This window comes from Pseudonocardia sp. Ae717_Ps2 (assembly GCF_001932475.1).
Lineage (GTDB): Bacteria > Actinomycetota > Actinomycetes > Mycobacteriales > Pseudonocardiaceae > Pseudonocardia.
The window spans coordinates 6,169,294-6,183,015 of the sequence record NZ_MCIS01000001.1 but is presented as its reverse complement, the minus strand read 5'-3'; the positions used below and the strand labels follow the sequence as shown (position 1 = coordinate 6,183,015).

Annotated in this window: 16 protein-coding genes and 1 riboswitch; of the genes, 5 read left to right on the top strand and 11 right to left on the bottom strand. The window is 70.0% G+C overall.

Annotated features, from left to right (window positions below; all coding sequences use genetic code 11):
* Nucleotides 1-1,209: a helix-turn-helix domain-containing protein gene (locus Ae717Ps2_RS28645; protein ID WP_075334101.1), complete on the bottom strand. Its 1,209-nt coding sequence runs from the start codon at nt 1,207-1,209 to the stop codon at nt 1-3.
* On the bottom strand, nt 1,199-1,513 hold the full coding sequence (locus Ae717Ps2_RS28640; RefSeq protein ID WP_075334100.1) for a putative quinol monooxygenase: 315 nt from the start codon (nt 1,511-1,513) through the stop codon (nt 1,199-1,201). Before Ae717Ps2_RS28640 ends, Ae717Ps2_RS28645 begins: the two co-directional genes overlap by 11 nt.
* 350 nt (nt 1,514-1,863) lie before the next feature.
* Between Ae717Ps2_RS28640 and Ae717Ps2_RS28635 the strand changes: the two genes are divergently transcribed.
* Entirely contained in the window at nt 1,864-2,124 is a 261-nt protein-coding gene (locus Ae717Ps2_RS28635; RefSeq protein WP_075334099.1) for a hypothetical protein, read from the top strand.
* A gap of 561 nt (nt 2,125-2,685) precedes the next feature.
* On the opposite strand, the gene Ae717Ps2_RS37510 is transcribed toward Ae717Ps2_RS28635, so the two are convergent.
* The gene (locus tag Ae717Ps2_RS37510; protein WP_075334098.1) at nt 2,686-3,612 is read right to left on the bottom strand and encodes a GNAT family N-acetyltransferase; all 927 of its coding nucleotides are present in this window, start codon (nt 3,610-3,612) and stop codon (nt 2,686-2,688) included.
* Between the two features lie 286 nt (nt 3,613-3,898).
* Here Ae717Ps2_RS37510 and Ae717Ps2_RS37505 point away from each other — a divergent pair, with 286 nt between their 5' ends.
* A complete protein-coding gene (locus tag Ae717Ps2_RS37505; RefSeq protein ID WP_075334097.1) occupies nt 3,899-4,540 on the top strand; it encodes a hypothetical protein in 642 nt (213 codons plus the stop codon).
* A 494-nt stretch (nt 4,541-5,034) separates the two neighbouring features.
* Here Ae717Ps2_RS37505 and Ae717Ps2_RS28620 read toward each other — a convergent pair whose 3' ends face one another.
* Both Ae717Ps2_RS28620 and Ae717Ps2_RS28615 read right to left on the bottom strand, forming a co-directional pair.
* On the bottom strand, nt 5,035-5,385 hold the full coding sequence (locus Ae717Ps2_RS28620; RefSeq protein WP_075334096.1) for a VOC family protein: 351 nt from the start codon (nt 5,383-5,385) through the stop codon (nt 5,035-5,037).
* 152 nt (nt 5,386-5,537) lie between these two features.
* Nucleotides 5,538-6,062, bottom strand: a complete 525-nt coding sequence (locus Ae717Ps2_RS28615; RefSeq protein ID WP_075308894.1) for a DinB family protein — start codon at nt 6,060-6,062, stop codon at nt 5,538-5,540.
* Nucleotides 6,063-6,169: 107 nt separating this feature from the next.
* On the opposite strand from Ae717Ps2_RS28615, the gene Ae717Ps2_RS28610 reads away from it, so the two are divergent.
* Together Ae717Ps2_RS28610 and Ae717Ps2_RS28605 are read left to right on the top strand one after the other, a co-directional pair.
* Entirely contained in the window at nt 6,170-7,204 is a 1,035-nt protein-coding gene (locus tag Ae717Ps2_RS28610) for a DUF418 domain-containing protein (protein ID WP_075334095.1), read from the top strand.
* Nucleotides 7,205-7,342: 138 nt separating this feature from the next.
* Nucleotides 7,343-8,356: a YdcF family protein gene (locus Ae717Ps2_RS28605; protein ID WP_075308896.1), complete on the top strand. Its 1,014-nt coding sequence runs from the start codon at nt 7,343-7,345 to the stop codon at nt 8,354-8,356.
* 5 nt (nt 8,357-8,361) lie between these two features.
* On the opposite strand, the gene Ae717Ps2_RS28600 is transcribed toward Ae717Ps2_RS28605, so the two are convergent.
* From Ae717Ps2_RS28600 to Ae717Ps2_RS28590, 3 genes are all read right to left on the bottom strand, one after another.
* Entirely contained in the window at nt 8,362-8,997 is a 636-nt protein-coding gene (locus tag Ae717Ps2_RS28600; protein ID WP_075308898.1) for a LysE family translocator, read from the bottom strand.
* Nucleotides 8,998-9,044: 47 nt separating this feature from the next.
* The gene (locus Ae717Ps2_RS28595; protein ID WP_075308900.1) at nt 9,045-9,425 is read right to left on the bottom strand and encodes a VOC family protein; all 381 of its coding nucleotides are present in this window, start codon (nt 9,423-9,425) and stop codon (nt 9,045-9,047) included.
* A 98-nt stretch (nt 9,426-9,523) separates the two neighbouring features.
* On the bottom strand, nt 9,524-9,781 hold the full coding sequence (locus Ae717Ps2_RS28590) for a hypothetical protein (RefSeq protein WP_139318856.1): 258 nt from the start codon (nt 9,779-9,781) through the stop codon (nt 9,524-9,526).
* Between the two features lie 72 nt (nt 9,782-9,853).
* Nucleotides 9,854-9,919, top strand: a riboswitch (guanidine-III (ykkC-III) riboswitch).
* A 21-nt stretch (nt 9,920-9,940) separates the two neighbouring features.
* Between Ae717Ps2_RS28590 and Ae717Ps2_RS28585 the strand changes: the two genes are divergently transcribed.
* Nucleotides 9,941-10,255 carry a multidrug efflux SMR transporter gene (locus Ae717Ps2_RS28585; RefSeq protein ID WP_075308904.1) on the top strand — a complete coding sequence of 105 codons (315 nt, stop codon included), beginning with the start codon at nt 9,941-9,943 and terminating at the stop codon, nt 10,253-10,255.
* A gap of 78 nt (nt 10,256-10,333) precedes the next feature.
* Here the strand turns inward: Ae717Ps2_RS28585 and Ae717Ps2_RS28580 are convergent, their stop codons facing one another.
* The 3 genes from Ae717Ps2_RS28580 to Ae717Ps2_RS28570 all read right to left on the bottom strand — a co-directional run bounded on the left by Ae717Ps2_RS28580 (nt 10,334) and on the right by Ae717Ps2_RS28570 (nt 13,549).
* Nucleotides 10,334-10,657, bottom strand: a complete 324-nt coding sequence (locus tag Ae717Ps2_RS28580) for a hypothetical protein (RefSeq protein WP_020623426.1) — start codon at nt 10,655-10,657, stop codon at nt 10,334-10,336.
* A gap of 83 nt (nt 10,658-10,740) precedes the next feature.
* Nucleotides 10,741-11,211, bottom strand: coding sequence for a (2Fe-2S)-binding protein (locus Ae717Ps2_RS28575; protein ID WP_020623427.1), 471 nt, complete (start codon nt 11,209-11,211; stop codon nt 10,741-10,743).
* A gap of 10 nt (nt 11,212-11,221) precedes the next feature.
* A complete protein-coding gene (locus Ae717Ps2_RS28570) occupies nt 11,222-13,549 on the bottom strand; it encodes a molybdopterin cofactor-binding domain-containing protein (RefSeq protein ID WP_075334094.1) in 2,328 nt (775 codons plus the stop codon).
* Nucleotides 13,550-13,722 lie beyond the last annotated feature (173 nt).

Genomic DNA, 13,722 nt, shown 5'->3' with positions numbered 1-13,722 from the left:
TCAGCTCGCGGTGATCTGCCTCGCCAAGGCCTTCACGCTGGAGTTATTGCCGTGATCGCGCAGGAGGTCAGCCACCAGGGTCCGTGCACGGGCATGCGATGAAACCTGTTCGGGCGAGACCGCAAGGCCCTGCATCAGGGCCGCTATCACGGCGTCGGGGCGGCGAAGCTGTGCGTTCGCCGCGGCGACATCGATCAAGAGTCGCCCCTGGCGCTCGACCGAGAGACAAGTAGCGTCAAGTCCGCTTGCCGCTCTCAACGCGCGGCCCGCGTCTCCTAGCTCAACGGCCACGGCAACCTCGTGTAGCTCGACGTTCGTCGGGCTGAACTCCGTGTTGTAGTCGTTGCGTCCCTCCCCGACGCGCTCCGCCGTCGCACGAGCGACGGTCAGGTAGCTGTACGCGCTGTCACCATCGCCGGTCCGGGCTGCAGTCACCGCTAGCTGGAGGTGCAGAGCTCCCAACAAAGAGAGCGCGGCAACGTCGGGGGTGTCAACGGCCACACGGTCCGACAAGGCGGTGATTGCTGTGTCCGCGACCTGGAAGGCCATATCGAAACGTCGCGCAGCCAGGAAAGCGATAGCGAGGCGAAACCTGCATTCCACGAGAAGGAGAAGGTCCCCGGCCAGGCCCGCCGCCGTCGCGGCACGGTCAATCGCTACCCAAGCGGCCCCGAATTCGCCGAGCTTGACCAACGCACCACCGGCAGCGAGGTAAACTCGCGTCCGTGTCCGGCGGGCACGCGCCAGCTCGTCGCCCGCAGTCTGTCTCTCGACAGCCTCAACATCCGCCACCAAGCCACTGAGCAGATCAGCTAACGCATCATACCTCGCAGCGTGAGTCAGCTCCCACGCCTGCGCCGCTCGCCGCTCGACCTCAGCCAGGTCCACTATGCCTGGCAGGTTAACCATCGCGCGCAGCGCGGGGCTGGAAGCAAGTGTCAAAGCCAGTGTGGATGCAGCCGAGGACTTCTCGGCGACGGCAGTCACAGCCGGTTTCTCCGGCGCCAACTCCGCCACTGAGACTTCTAGGGCGGCCGCGAGCCGTTCCAGCACCGACAGGCGGTCGATCTGTCGCACGCCCCGCTCAACCTGGCTCAGCCAGGTCTCCGATCGATCCACCTTCCGGGCGAACTCCAACTGCGAATAGCCGAGCTTCTTGCGAAGAAAGGCAACCCGGCGTCCAAAACTCCTAGATTCTTCACCGGACATCGGGACGATTCTTTCCGCTCACCGGAGTGACGAATTCCACCCGCAAGTCTGTAATGTACCGCTCCCGCTCGTTGAGAAAATACTTGATGTGCTCGGTCGCCTCATGCGCTTCGAACGCGTCGCCGTCTGCGTACACCTCGTAAAAGATGCGCGAGAGAGGTGCGCCTTCTACGGTGTTGACCACGTAGAGCAGAGTGCCCGGCTCCGAGGACTCGACCTGTCTGCTTATTTCCGCCACCAGGGCATCAAACTTTTGCGCGGCCTCGGCATCCTTCAAGTTAAAGCGCACTATCAGACCAAGCATCCAACACCTCCCGCGAAGTTGACAGAGACCCTGTCCCCGCCAGGAGCCCTGGGCCTCCACTCTTGCAGACCATCTAGGACCTATGGTACTGCCTATCATTCAAAGTGCGGCAAGCGAGGGTTCGGCCTGCCGGTAACCACTCGGGAGGCCTCACGGTCACCTCGACTCGCAACCGCACACCTCGACTGCCGAATTTGCCTTTAGGGGATCAAGGCGCCGCCTCCGGCGGCGCGGGGCCGGCCACGCCGGCCCCGTCGCTCGCTCACTACACCTCCGGCCCGTTCGCGGCGCCGTGGCTCGGCTACCCGGCCCCTCCCCACCGAGCAGCGCCTATCCGAGACGATCCGGTCATGACAGACGCAGACGCTCGACGGATCTGGGAGCAGGAGCGACCGAGGGCCCTCGTCGTCGACGGCGAGCGGTTCACCGTCCGACCACGCCCCGCCGCGCCAGGCACCTACGACTTCGCCTGGGAGACCGGACCGAACCCGGACTACGGCTTCTCCCAGTTCGGATCGGGGCGCAGACCAGCGACGACCGAGGAACTCCACGACGCCATCCGCGGCTTCCTCAGCATGATCGACCCCGAAACCGGCTACATCCAGGAGTGACCCCAGACAGCGCCTCCGGCGGCCGGGCTCCGCCCGAACCCGGCACCGCTCGGAGATCAGGGGGGCGGCGGGGCTGGTGATCTCCTCGCGGCGCACCGAGACGGCAGCCAGCCCGAGGGGTGGGGTGCAAGGCTGGACCCCGTACCTTGCACCCCACCCCTCGGCCCGGCAGGGACGAGCCTGCGCCGCGAGGAGATCACCAGCGGGCCAGGTGCGTGGAGGACAGTCTCAGTTCCAGTCTCATTCGCCGACGTCCGTGCAGGTCCGCGAGGTGCACAGGCCCGAGAGCCGACGCATGTGGACGGCGGAACGGTCCTCACCGGACGACCGTCGGCAGACTTGGAAAGCGTGTTGGGAGCAATCCCTCACGGGTTCAAATCCCGTATCCTCCGCCAGCCTGAACAGGCAGAACGCCGGGCGGCTCCCACGCGGAGCCCCCGGCGTTCGGCGTTCGGTCTCATTTCCGGTCTCGCTCGTCGTCCGGTCGGGCCCGGATCAGACCGTCCACGCGCTGGGCGACGTCGCTGCGCACACCCACTACGACACGTTCGCCTCCTTCGGTCACGAGACGCCCGGCTGCACAGTGGTGGTCTGCACCCATGCCCGACGGTTCGTCGTCACGCTCCGGAACCCGGACCGCTTCAGGAACGAGGCCAGGTCGGACTCGTCGGGTTCGGCGTATGCCAGCAGTCGATCTGCCCGGGCGAGCCGCAGCCACTGCGCAGCGGTGGCGAGGAGCGCGGATCCGACACCTTGCCTGCGCATGGACTCGGTGACGTGCAGATTCCCCACGTCTGCCCACCCCGTCGGAGCCGACAGCCGTCCTGCGCCGTTGATGGTTGTGTCGATCTCCACGTATCCGACCTCCTGCCCATCTGCCAGGGCGGTGAAGCGGGTGCCGCACTCGCCGAGGGTCCGGAGGATCGTCAGGTCCTCACGGACGTCGGCGGGCAAGTCCGAGACGTCGGCCAGTAGTACCTGCTCGCTTCGACGACTCACGAACCCGAGTCCGTCGAGTAGCTGACCGATGTGGGGCCACTGCTCTGCGACGCCGGTCAGGCCGGGTGCGGGGAGAGTGAAGTCGGCCAGCACGGCCTGGACGCTCCAGGAGCGCATGACGATCAGCGCCGCATCGGTCACGGAGCGGCCCGCCAGATGGGCGTCGGGCCAGTAGGACGCGTCGGGCCACTGCAGGAGCCACCGGAGTTCGCCCGTGCCACGCAGGTCGGGGCCGACGCCGGAGTGGTCGGCATAGCGGACCATGTGGGCGGCCGCGGTTATCCGGCCGCGCTGCTCGGCGACCAGGGTGGCTCGTTCCTGGACCCACGGGTCGACGATGAACTCGTCCGGTTCGTGTTCGAGCTGGCTCAGCACCGCGTTGACCGTGATCGACACCCCGGGCATCACGGCGTGGGCGTGGCCACTGACCAGGTCGGTGAGCTGATCACGGTCGCTTCTCCGGAACGGCCGGACGGTGATCGCAGACATGGGTCTCCCTCGTCGACATGTCGTCGGAGATCCGCTGCCTGTGCGGTACCCGTTCACGGTAGCCGGTGGACCAGGTGGGTCGGAAGATCGAAGGGCTCCGCACTGGAACCCGTCACCGCCCGGAGAGCAGGACCGGCTCGGCAGCTCTCCGGAATCTCGCGATCGCAGCCACCGTGGAAGGTCTCTGGTGGGACTGACAGCGACGGCACACTCCGGGCGTTCGTGGATCAGCCGACGTTGCCTGCCACAGTGGTCGTTCCGCGCACGCAACAATCGGAGACTCCTGGTGCTGGTAGACATCCTTTCGTCCGGCCCGGGCGACGTGATGCTGCTGGTGGCCACCGCACTGGTGGTTGCGGAATCGGCGCTACTGATCGGCGTCGTGACGCCGGGGCTCGGAGTGCCGATCGCGGTCGGCGTACTCAGCGCAGCGGGCGCGGTGCCGTGGACGGCCAGCGTCCCGTGCATCTGTATCGCGGCCGTGTTGGGGCGTTTCCTCGCGTTTCTCCGAGGCCGGAGCAGTGATCTGACTTCGACCCTCGCCCGTGTGCGGGACGTCCCGATGGTCCGCTCGTGTCTGGACGCCATCGCGTCGCGACCCCGCACCGTGGTGGTGTTGTCCCAGTGGTTCGCCGTCGTACGGACCCTCGTCCCGCGGCTGGTGGGTTCTGAGCTGTCGCTCCGCGCGTTCGTTCTGGTCGCGGCACCCGCGGCGGTGGCGTGGGCGTCGACGGCGCTCTTCATCGGTCGCCTCCTTCACGACAGTTCCGAGCTCGCCGCCGGAATCGTTCGCGTGGACCAGGCGCTCGCCGTTGCGATACCCGTGCTCGTGGTGCTGCTCGCACTGGTGTCCTGGCGCAGGGCCAGGGCCCGCCGGCGATCGAACCTCGGCCGCGATGGCTCCGAGACGCCCCCATCTCCCACCTGATCGGCCATCGGTCGAACTGCCCGCCAGACGATCGGGACGAGCTGTCATCGCAGCAGTAGAATCCGAAACTCTGATCCCTGAAGCCGCCGGTGGACACATGCGACGATTCGTCACGCAGGTGCGGGCAGCCGTAGGCAGGATGCGGTCCTGTCCACCGGGGGCGACCCCTCCGACCGTCCCCTTCGAGGAGTCCCCGAGGTTCGCCGACGATCGACAGTGCGGCACTCCACAGGCGCACCGACCTGCTCCCCGCCTCCGACGCATGCTCCGTGGCGTCCGGAAATGGAAGTGGACCGTGCTGCGTATCGGCCTCTTCCTTCTACTCCTGTCGACGGTGTTCCTTCCCCATGCGCTCGACGACGGCGGGGCACTGGCCTGGCTCGCCATAGGGGTGCTGGCGTTCCTCGTGGGAACAGCCGTCAGACATGACGTACGGCGCCACGAGGGCACGGAATCCCCAATGACATCTCTGCGACGCCGTGGCGTGCTCGTCGTCAGCGAGGGTCGAGCAGACAGAACTCGTTTCCCTCGGGGTCGCGCATCACGATGTAGGGCGCATCCCCCGGCTGGCCGACGTCGGCCCTTGTCGCACCTCGCGCCGTGAGCGCATCGACGGTGTCGTTCTGATCGTCCGCGTACAGGTCGAGGTGCAGTCGATTCTTCCCCTGCTTGGCCTCGAGCACCGAGACGAAGAAGAGCGACGCGCACCGGCGCTCGGGCTGGCGCACTTCCACTCCCGCAGGGAGCCAATCGACCACCTCCCAGGCGAGCGTCTCCGCCCACCACTGTGCGAGAGCGGCCGGATCGCGGGCGTCGATCGTCAGCGCCTCCCAGCGAATCGTCATGATCGGACCTTAGGGCACATAGCGCTCACCAGGCGCAGTTGCGCTGCGGAATGCACTCATTGCCCGTTACCGGCCACCAGGCACCGCTGTGATGAACACGGGCCGACGTCGGCACGATTCCGCGGCCGCAGGGCCTGACCGCACGGATCGCCTCAGCGGCCGGCCGCGCGCACCAGCCGCAGCTGCCCGATCTCCGCGGCGTTCTTCGCGAGCTCGGTGTTCACCCAGGCCAGCGTGTGACCGACCGTCATCGCCGGATCCCCCTGCCACGGGAACGGGGCCTCCGCGGCCAGGTCGTCGTCGGACAGTCCGTCCAGGACCTGCGTCCACTCGTCACGCAGAGCGCGCATCCAGGTGACGGTGGCGGCGGCGTCACCCGGCCACACCACGTCGGCGCGGTCGGGCGGCGTGCGACCACGCAGATGGTCCGTCGTCACCGACCACCACCAGCCGATGTGCCAGGTGAGCCACGCGATCGTCGGGACGGGGATCGGGTCGGGTTCGGAGTCCGCCCAGTCGGGCCGCCACGTCCCGTCGTCGGACGGGTGCACCGTCCAGCAGACACGCGCCGGCCGCCACAGGGTCTCGTCGTCGTCGAGCCGCTCGAGGTGGTACTCGAACAGGACCCACGTCAGGTCGAACTGCCAGCGCAGGAGCGGAACGCGGGATGCCGACATCGTCCGAGGCTCCCACCGCAGTGACCCGGCCGAAAGGACGATTCCCCGCGGGCGGAACCGGTCTCCGGGCCGATCCGCCCGCGTCGCGCGGTCGCCATGCTGGACGGGTGCACCGACCAGACCTGAGCGCCCCAGCACCCCCGACCTCGACCGACCGGGTCGAGGCCCTCGACGCCCTCCGCGGGCTGGCCCTGTGCGGAATCCTCCCCGTCAACATGATCGCGATCGCCGGGCTGCCGTCCCTTCCGGGCTCCTGGCAGGGCGCGTTGCCCCAGTGGCTCGAGGTCACGGCGCACCAACGCTTCTTCCCGCTGTTCTCGTTCCTGTTCGGACTCAGCACCGCCCTGATCCTGGACGGAGCGGCCGGGCGGACCGCCCGGCCGTGGCTCGTGCTGCTGCGCCGGCTGCTCGCGCTCGGTGTGCTGGGCGCCGCACACCAGCTCCTGCAGCCCGGTGAGGCACTGCTCCCGTACGCGATCGTCGGCCTCGTCGTGCTCCTCCCGGCCTCCTGGCTGCCGCGGCCGGTGATCGCGCTCGGCGGAGCCGTCGCGATCGGCGTGGCGCTCACGTTCACCAGCGGTGGGTTGCTACTCATCCCCGGCCTGTTCCTGCTCGGCCTCGCCGCCGCCCGCTACGGCCTGCACCGCCAGATCGCGGCACCGAACCGGGCCGCGTGGACGGCTGTGCTGGCCGGGGCCGTCGTCGCTGCGGTGCCGTTGCTGAGCATCCAGGTCGACACGATCGAGAACAGCGGCTTCGACCAGGTGTCCTCGACCGCCGGGCTCGTCATGGCCGTCGGCTACGCGAGCGCCCTCGTCCTGCTGACGGCGTCCCCGGTCGGGCCGTGGGTCTCCTCCGTCCTCGCCCCGCTCGGGCGGCTCGCGCTGACGAACTACCTCTCGGCGACACTGCTGGTCCTGCTGCTGACCATGGTCCCGGCGTTCTCCGGCCCGGGCGGCTACCGCGTCCTGCTGCCGTTCGCCGCGGCGATCCTGGTGGTCCAGGTGGTCGCGAGCCGCTGGTGGCTGCGGCGCTTCCGGTACGGGCCGGTGGAGTGGGTGCTGCGCAGCATCTCCTGGTGGACCCCGGTACGGATGACACAGGCCGACGGCGGCCACCCGGACGCGCGGAGCTCCCTCTAGTCGGACGGCCGGGCGTCATGATCGGATGAGCCACGGCTCGGGTGCAGAGCCGTCGCGACGAGGAGGACCGGTGACCGGCGAGGAGCACGTGCGGAGAACGGACCGCCCGTCCGACGGGATGCGGCTGGGGGTGGCCCGGTGACGGTCGCCGGTGTCCTGTTCACCCTGGCCGCGCTGTCGGCGACGTTGTGCGTGGTCGGGGTGCTCGTCGAGCGACGACGGTTCCGCAACGCGCTGCTCGGCGGGACGGCGACGGTCCTGCTCCTGATGGCGGTGTTCGCCCAGCTCCTCCGGCTCGACATCGGCGTCATCGAGCCCGTGACGGTGGTGGTCGCGGCGCTGCTGATCGTGGGCGTGCTCGTGCTGACGGGCTTCCTGCTCGTCAACGGCGTCGTGATGATGCGGCGGGAGGGGCGGCGGCCGGCGAACCTGTTGTCCCTGCTCGCGGGGCTCGCCTGCCTCGCGGTCGTCGTCCTCGTCCCGATCATGGTGCGCGTCGAGAACCGGTTCCTGACGGCGCTGACCTTCGCGGCGCTGCTGCTCGCGGCCTACCTCGGGTTCCTGCTGTGCAGCCTGCTGGCCTACGCCTTCGTCTACGGGCGGCTGGGGGTCCGCCCGGGCGTCGACTTCGTCGTCGTGCTCGGGTCGGGGCTCATCCGCGGTGCGGTGCCGCCGCTGCTCGCCGCCCGTCTGGACCGCGGGGCCGCCCTGTGGGACCAGGAGCGGGAGCGGGGCGGGAACCCGATGCTGGTGACCTCCGGTGGCCGCGGTCCCGACGAGCCGGTCGCCGAGGCCGTCGCGATGGCCGACTACCTGGTCGCCCGCGGCGTGCCGTCGGAGAAGATCCTGCGGGAGGACCGGTCGAGGACGACGCAGGAGAACCTCGAGTTCAGCCGGGCGCTCATGACCGAACGGCTGCCCGACCATCGCTGCGTCATCGTCACCAACGACTTCCATGCGTTCCGGGCCGCGCTCACCGCCCGCCGGGTCGGGGTGAACGGCCAGGTCGTCGGCGCGCCGACCGCCCGCTACTACCGGCCCAGCGCCACCCTGCGCGAGTTCGTCGCGATCCTGGCCGAGCACCCGGTCCTGAACGCCGCGATCTGTCTCGCGCTGGTCGTGCTCGGGGTCGTGGTCGGCCTCGGCCGGTAGCCGCCCTACTGCGACGACCCCGTCGCCGCCACCCCGACGCCGAGACCGATCATCGCGAGCCCACCGGCACCGCCCACCGCCGCGATCCGCCTCGGCGACGACGCGAACCAGTCCCTGGCCGATCCCGCGGCGAGGGCCCACACGCTGTCGAGCACCAGGCCGATGGCGACGAAGAGCGCCCCCAGCAGCAGGATCTGCGTGCCGACCGGCCCACGCACGTCGACGAACTGGGGCAGGAACGCGACGAAGAAGACGACGGACTTCGGGTTCAGCACACCCACCACCAGGCCGTCGACGACGCTGCGGGCCGCGCCGATGCGCCGGCCCTCAGCGGAGCGATGCATCGCGCGGACGACGTCGTGCCGGTGCCGGAACGCCGCGATCCCCAGGTACACGAGGTAGGCGGCCCCCACCAGCTTGAGGACGGTGAACGCGGCAGCGGACTGTGCGACGAGCTGCCCGAGGCCGACGGCCACCGCGACCACCTGCAGGAAGACACCGACGGCGTTGCCGAGGACCGTCGCGAGCGCGGCGGACCGGCCGGCCGCGAGCGCACGACCGACGGTGAACACGACGCTGGGTCCGGGGATGGCGATGACGACCGCCGCGGCGGCGGCGAAGGCGAGCAGTCGATGGTCCACGACGAGAGCCTCCGCCGACCGGCCACCGACGTCGACCCCTTTCCCGATCAGGCTCCCGACGACGCGGGCCCGCCCCCGCCGTCGACGACGCAGAACCGGTTGCCCTCCGGATCCTGCATGATCACGTAGTCGGCGTCGGCGGGCCGGTGGCGCCACGGGACCTCCTGTGCGCCGAGTGCGACCAGGCGCCTGACCTCGGCCTGCTGGTCCTCGGCGTACAGGTCCAGGTGGATGCGCGGCGGCAGGACCCGCTCGGACGGCGCGACGTCGAGCGACACGTTCGGGCCGGGGCGGCCGTCGCGGGGGCGCAGGAGCGCGAAGTCGTCGTCGACGGGGGTGCGCAGCTCGTAGTCCAGGGCCGCGGTCCAGAACCGGATCTGCTCCGCCAGATCGTCGACCCGGATGACGACCGATCCCACGACCAGCATGCCGGCGACCGTAGGCCACAGCGGGCTCCCGGGCAGGATGGCGCGGTGGGTCCGCTCCTGGTGGCCGTGTCGGCCCGTCCTCCCCGACGCCCCGGCGGTCAGCGCAGACGGGCGATCAGCCGGAAGACCCACCACAGCAACGCCGTCACCCCACAGAGGAGACCGACGCCCAACAGCACCGAGCCCAGGATCGGCCACGTGAGGTCCGGACCGGGCGGATCGGGGGCCCCGGGCGGGAGGTAGTACACGTAGGGCTGGGCGTCCGGATCGGGAAGAGCGTACTGGAGCCACGGAGGCAGCATGATCATCCCGCCGGTGAACAGACACAACCCTGCGACGACGGCGAGCAGACGCACCCGGCGAGCGTAGGTCCCGGTCCGACCGGTCACCATCGCTCGACCCGGGCGCGGCGCTCCGCCATCCTGGTACCGGACCGCCCCCCGGCGGCTCCCCGGACGAGACGCGCCGTACCCGGAACGCCAAGACGACGCATCCCCTCCGGAAGGGAGCTCGTCATGGCATGGATCTACCTCGTGGTCTCCGGTGTGCTGGAGACGGTGTGGGCCGCGGCGCTGTCGCAGAGCCGCGGGTTCAGCAGGCTCGGCGCGTCGCTGCTGTTCGCGGGCGCGCTGGCTCTGAGCATGACCGGGCTGGCCCTGGCGTTGCGCGACCTGCCCGTCGGCACCGCGTACGCCGTGTGGGTCGGCATCGGCGCGGTCGGCACCGCGCTCTACGGCATGGCGGCCCTCGGCGAGCCGGCGACGACGGCGCGGCTGCTGTGCCTGCTCGCGATCGTCGCGGGTGTGGTGGGGCTGAAGGTCCTGCACTGACGGGCCTGCACCGACCCGGGAACGACGGCGGGGCCGGCACCCCGTGAGGAGTACCGGCCCCGCCGCCGTGGGAGCCCCTTACTCGAAGGGTCCGTCCTTCAGCAGCCCACCGGCCGGCCCCTCGACGAAGCGGGGGTCGGCCTGCGGGATCTCGGTGTCGGTGCCGTTGACGCCGTCGGGCCGGTTGCTCGACGAGACGGCGTCGGCCGAGTCGAAGAAGCCGTAACCGAGGGTGTCGGTGGTCTCCAGCACCGCGTCCAGGCCCTGGGTCGGGCTCTGCGTGCTGGGGTAGCCGTGCTCGGCGTCGGTGTCCGTGTCGGCCGAGGCGATCCCGGCCAGCGGGAAGGCCACCGCGGCGAGCGCGCCGACGGCGATGAGGGAGCGTCGCATCCGGTTCTGCATCGAATCCGTCCTTCGGTGTGGGGAGCTGGCCGTTCACACTAACGGCCTAGAGTGGTGCGGCGTAGGCACTCGCCGCGGCGGCGTCACATGTTGTCGGCGCCGGCCTTGATCGCCTTCCGGATGCGGTTGTAGGTCCCGCACCGGCAGATGTTGCGGATGTCGTCGAGCGCCTCGTCGTCGATCGAGCGCCCCTCGGCCGAGCAGCGCTTGACCAGGTCGATCGCCGCCATGATCTGGCCGGGCTGGCAGTACCCGCACTGGGCGACGTCGTGGTCGATCCAGGCCTGCTGCATCGGGTGCAGCTTCTCGCCGTCGGCGATCCCCTCGATCGTGGTGATCTCGTCGGACTCCGAGATCGCCCCGACCGGGACCGAGCACGGGTTGAAGGCCTTGCCGTTGATGTGGCTCGTACAGGCCTTGCAGACGTTGATGCCACAGCCGTACTTCGGCCCGGTCACCCCCAGCAGGTCCCGCAGGACCCAGAGCACCCGGACGTCGTCCTCGACGTCGACGGTGACCTTCTCGCCGTTGACCGTGAAGGTGTGGGAAGGCATGTCAGTCTCCTCAGCGGGCGAAGGCGAGGCCGTTGGTCGGCGACGGCGGCACGGGCGGGATCGTCGGGTAGGGCTCGAACGGCAGCGGCTCGTTGTGCAGGATCGGGAACTGCGTCGGCACCGTGCCGGTGGCGCGCGCGTAGGCGCAGGCGATCGCGCCGCAGGTCGCGGCGACGCCGAACTCGCCGGCACCGCCGGGCTCGGGGGCCTCCGAGTCCTCGATGAGCACGATGTTCATCTCGGGCGGGGTGTTCCACTGCCGGGTGTAGAAGTAGTTGTCCCAGCTCGCCTCGACGAAGTGCCCGTCGACCAGGTGCAGGCCCGCGGTCAGCGTCATCGCGATCGCGTCGTTGATCCCACCCATGATCTGGGCCTTGAAGCCGAGCGGGTTGATGACCAGGCCACCGTCGACGGCGAAGACAGCCTTGGTCACGCGCGGACCGGTCCGCGCCTGGCGGACCTTCCGGTCGACGGTCTGCGGGCGGCAGTCGATCTCGACCAGGCAGGCGGCGAACCCCTTGTACTCGACGTGGAACCCGATGCCCTGCGCCGTGCCGTCGGGCATCGACCGGCCCCAGTCGCCCTCCTCCGCGACCTTGTCGAGCACCGCGCGCATGGCGTCGTTGCGGAGGAACTCGCGGCGGAACTCGTAGGAGTCCTTGCCCATCTTCTCGGCGATGCGGTCGACGATCAGGTCGCGGGCGGTGCAGACGTCGGGCGAGTACACATTGCGCATCGAGCCGGTGTTGAACCGCATGTCGACCTCGTTGAGCAGCCGGGTCTGGACACCGAAGTCGTACGGCGTGGCCTGGGTCAGCTCCCAGATCGCCTCCGCGACCGAGACCTGCCCCAGCGGGGCCTTCGCGGCGGCCGCGGTGACGGCGTCGCCGAAGCCGTGCCCGAAGTCGCAGGCGACGCCGGTGTGGCGCTGCTCGAAGCTGACGACGGACTCCCCCGAGACGACCGCCCGGATCCGGGAGGTGGCCATCGGGTGCACCCTGCCCTGGCGGGAGTCGTCGGCGCGCGACCAGATCAGCTTGACCGGCTTGCCGAGCTTCTGCGAGATCTCGGCGGCCTCCTTGGCCGCGTCGCCGAAGAGACGACGACCGAACGAGCCGCCGCCCGGGACGATGTGGATGGTGACCGCGTTGACCGGCAGCCCGAGCTGCTCGGCGATGTCGTGCTGCACGGTGATCGGGATCTTCAGCGAGGTCCAGATCTCGCATCTGCCGTCCCGGACATCGGCGATCGCGGTGTTGGTCTCCAGGGCCGAGCTGCTGCGGAAGTAGAAGGTGAAGTCGCCCTCGACGGTCTCCCCCGGCACCGACGGGACCGCCAGCGGCAGCTCGGCCGCCCGCACCTTCTGCAGCACGGACTCGTCGCTCTCGCCCTCGACGGTGCCGGCGTCCCACCGCACGCGCAGCGCGTTCACCCCGTCGACGGCCTGGCCGTAGGTGTGCGCGCGCACGGCGACGCCGGTGGCGCAGTCGACGACGTCGGTGACGCCCGGCATGGAGCGGACCTCGTCGGCGTTCGCGACCGACAGCGGGGCGCAGTTCAGGCCGGGGCCGCGGCAGATCACCGTCGGTAGCGCGTCGGGGATCTTCAGGTCGGCGATGAACTGCTTGCGCCCGGTGACGATGTCGCGGGCCTGGGCGTTGCGCCGGTCGGTCCCGATGACCGTGAACTCCTCGCGCGGCTTGAGCACGACCTCGACCGAGCGGGTGGCGTCGACGGCCGCGGCCTCGGTGAGCTCGCCGAACGGGATCGCGCTGCCCCCGGCGCCGGTGACGAGCCCGGCACGGCTGGTGAGCGTGTTCGCGTCCTGCTGGAGGAGGGCGGCGGCCGCGTCCAGCAGCCTGCCCTTGGCGATCGCCGCGGCGACCCGGATCGGGGTGTAGGTCGAGAACGTCGTGCTGGAGCCGCCGGTGAGCTGGTTGAACACCAGCTCGGGGCGCGAGTCGGCCAGGGTGACCCTGACCTGGTCCGGGTCGAGGTCCATCTCCTCCGCGATGATCATCGCGGTCGAGGTGATGATCCCCTGCCCGTTGTCCGACCGCGGCAGCTCGAACGACACGGTGCCGTCCCGGTTCACCTCCACCCGGACCAGCGCCGAGGTCGGGCGGGACGAGTCTCGGATGGCATCGAGCAGGTCGTAGGCGTCGGCGACCTGGGGCGGCGACGGGATCGCCGCGGCCGAGGCCCCCGGCGGGGCGAACAGCTGCTGGCGGCCGACCTCGGCCGCGACGACCAGTGTGGGGGCGGCGACCAGGTAGCCGAGGAACCGGCGACGACTGACGTCGCGGCGTTCGGCGCGTGCACGAGTCGGGGCAGACATCGTTGTCCTCTCCTTCGCTCCGTGGCCCGGGAGGGGAGCGGCCGACGGAGTCCGTTGGAGAGCGGAACGAGGGTGGCCGTGGTCGTGATGCGGACGACGATGTGACCCACGCGACTCGACGAAACCCGCACATCGCCGCCCCTGGGTGCACCTACCTCCGCATACGCGGCAGC

Excerpts from the sequence above, each read along its gene's own strand:
- Ae717Ps2_RS28645 (WP_075334101.1), bottom strand. The coding sequence starts at position 1,209 with ATGTCCGGTGAAGAATCTAGGAGTTTTGGACGCCGGGTTGCCTTTCTT.
- Ae717Ps2_RS28640 (WP_075334100.1), bottom strand. The coding sequence starts at position 1,513 with ATGCTTGGTCTGATAGTGCGCTTTAACTTGAAGGATGCCGAGGCCGCG.
- Ae717Ps2_RS28635 (WP_075334099.1), top strand. The coding sequence starts at position 1,864 with ATGACAGACGCAGACGCTCGACGGATCTGGGAGCAGGAGCGACCGAGG.
- Ae717Ps2_RS37510 (WP_075334098.1), bottom strand. The coding sequence starts at position 3,612 with ATGTCTGCGATCACCGTCCGGCCGTTCCGGAGAAGCGACCGTGATCAG.
- Ae717Ps2_RS28620 (WP_075334096.1), bottom strand. The coding sequence starts at position 5,385 with ATGACGATTCGCTGGGAGGCGCTGACGATCGACGCCCGCGATCCGGCC.
- Ae717Ps2_RS28615 (WP_075308894.1), bottom strand. The coding sequence starts at position 6,062 with ATGTCGGCATCCCGCGTTCCGCTCCTGCGCTGGCAGTTCGACCTGACG.
- Ae717Ps2_RS28595 (WP_075308900.1), bottom strand. The coding sequence starts at position 9,425 with ATGCTGGTCGTGGGATCGGTCGTCATCCGGGTCGACGATCTGGCGGAG.
- Ae717Ps2_RS28585 (WP_075308904.1), top strand. The coding sequence starts at position 9,941 with ATGGCATGGATCTACCTCGTGGTCTCCGGTGTGCTGGAGACGGTGTGG.
- Ae717Ps2_RS28580 (WP_020623426.1), bottom strand. The coding sequence starts at position 10,657 with ATGCAGAACCGGATGCGACGCTCCCTCATCGCCGTCGGCGCGCTCGCC.
- Ae717Ps2_RS28575 (WP_020623427.1), bottom strand. The coding sequence starts at position 11,211 with ATGCCTTCCCACACCTTCACGGTCAACGGCGAGAAGGTCACCGTCGAC.
- Ae717Ps2_RS28570 (WP_075334094.1), bottom strand. The coding sequence starts at position 13,549 with ATGTCTGCCCCGACTCGTGCACGCGCCGAACGCCGCGACGTCAGTCGT.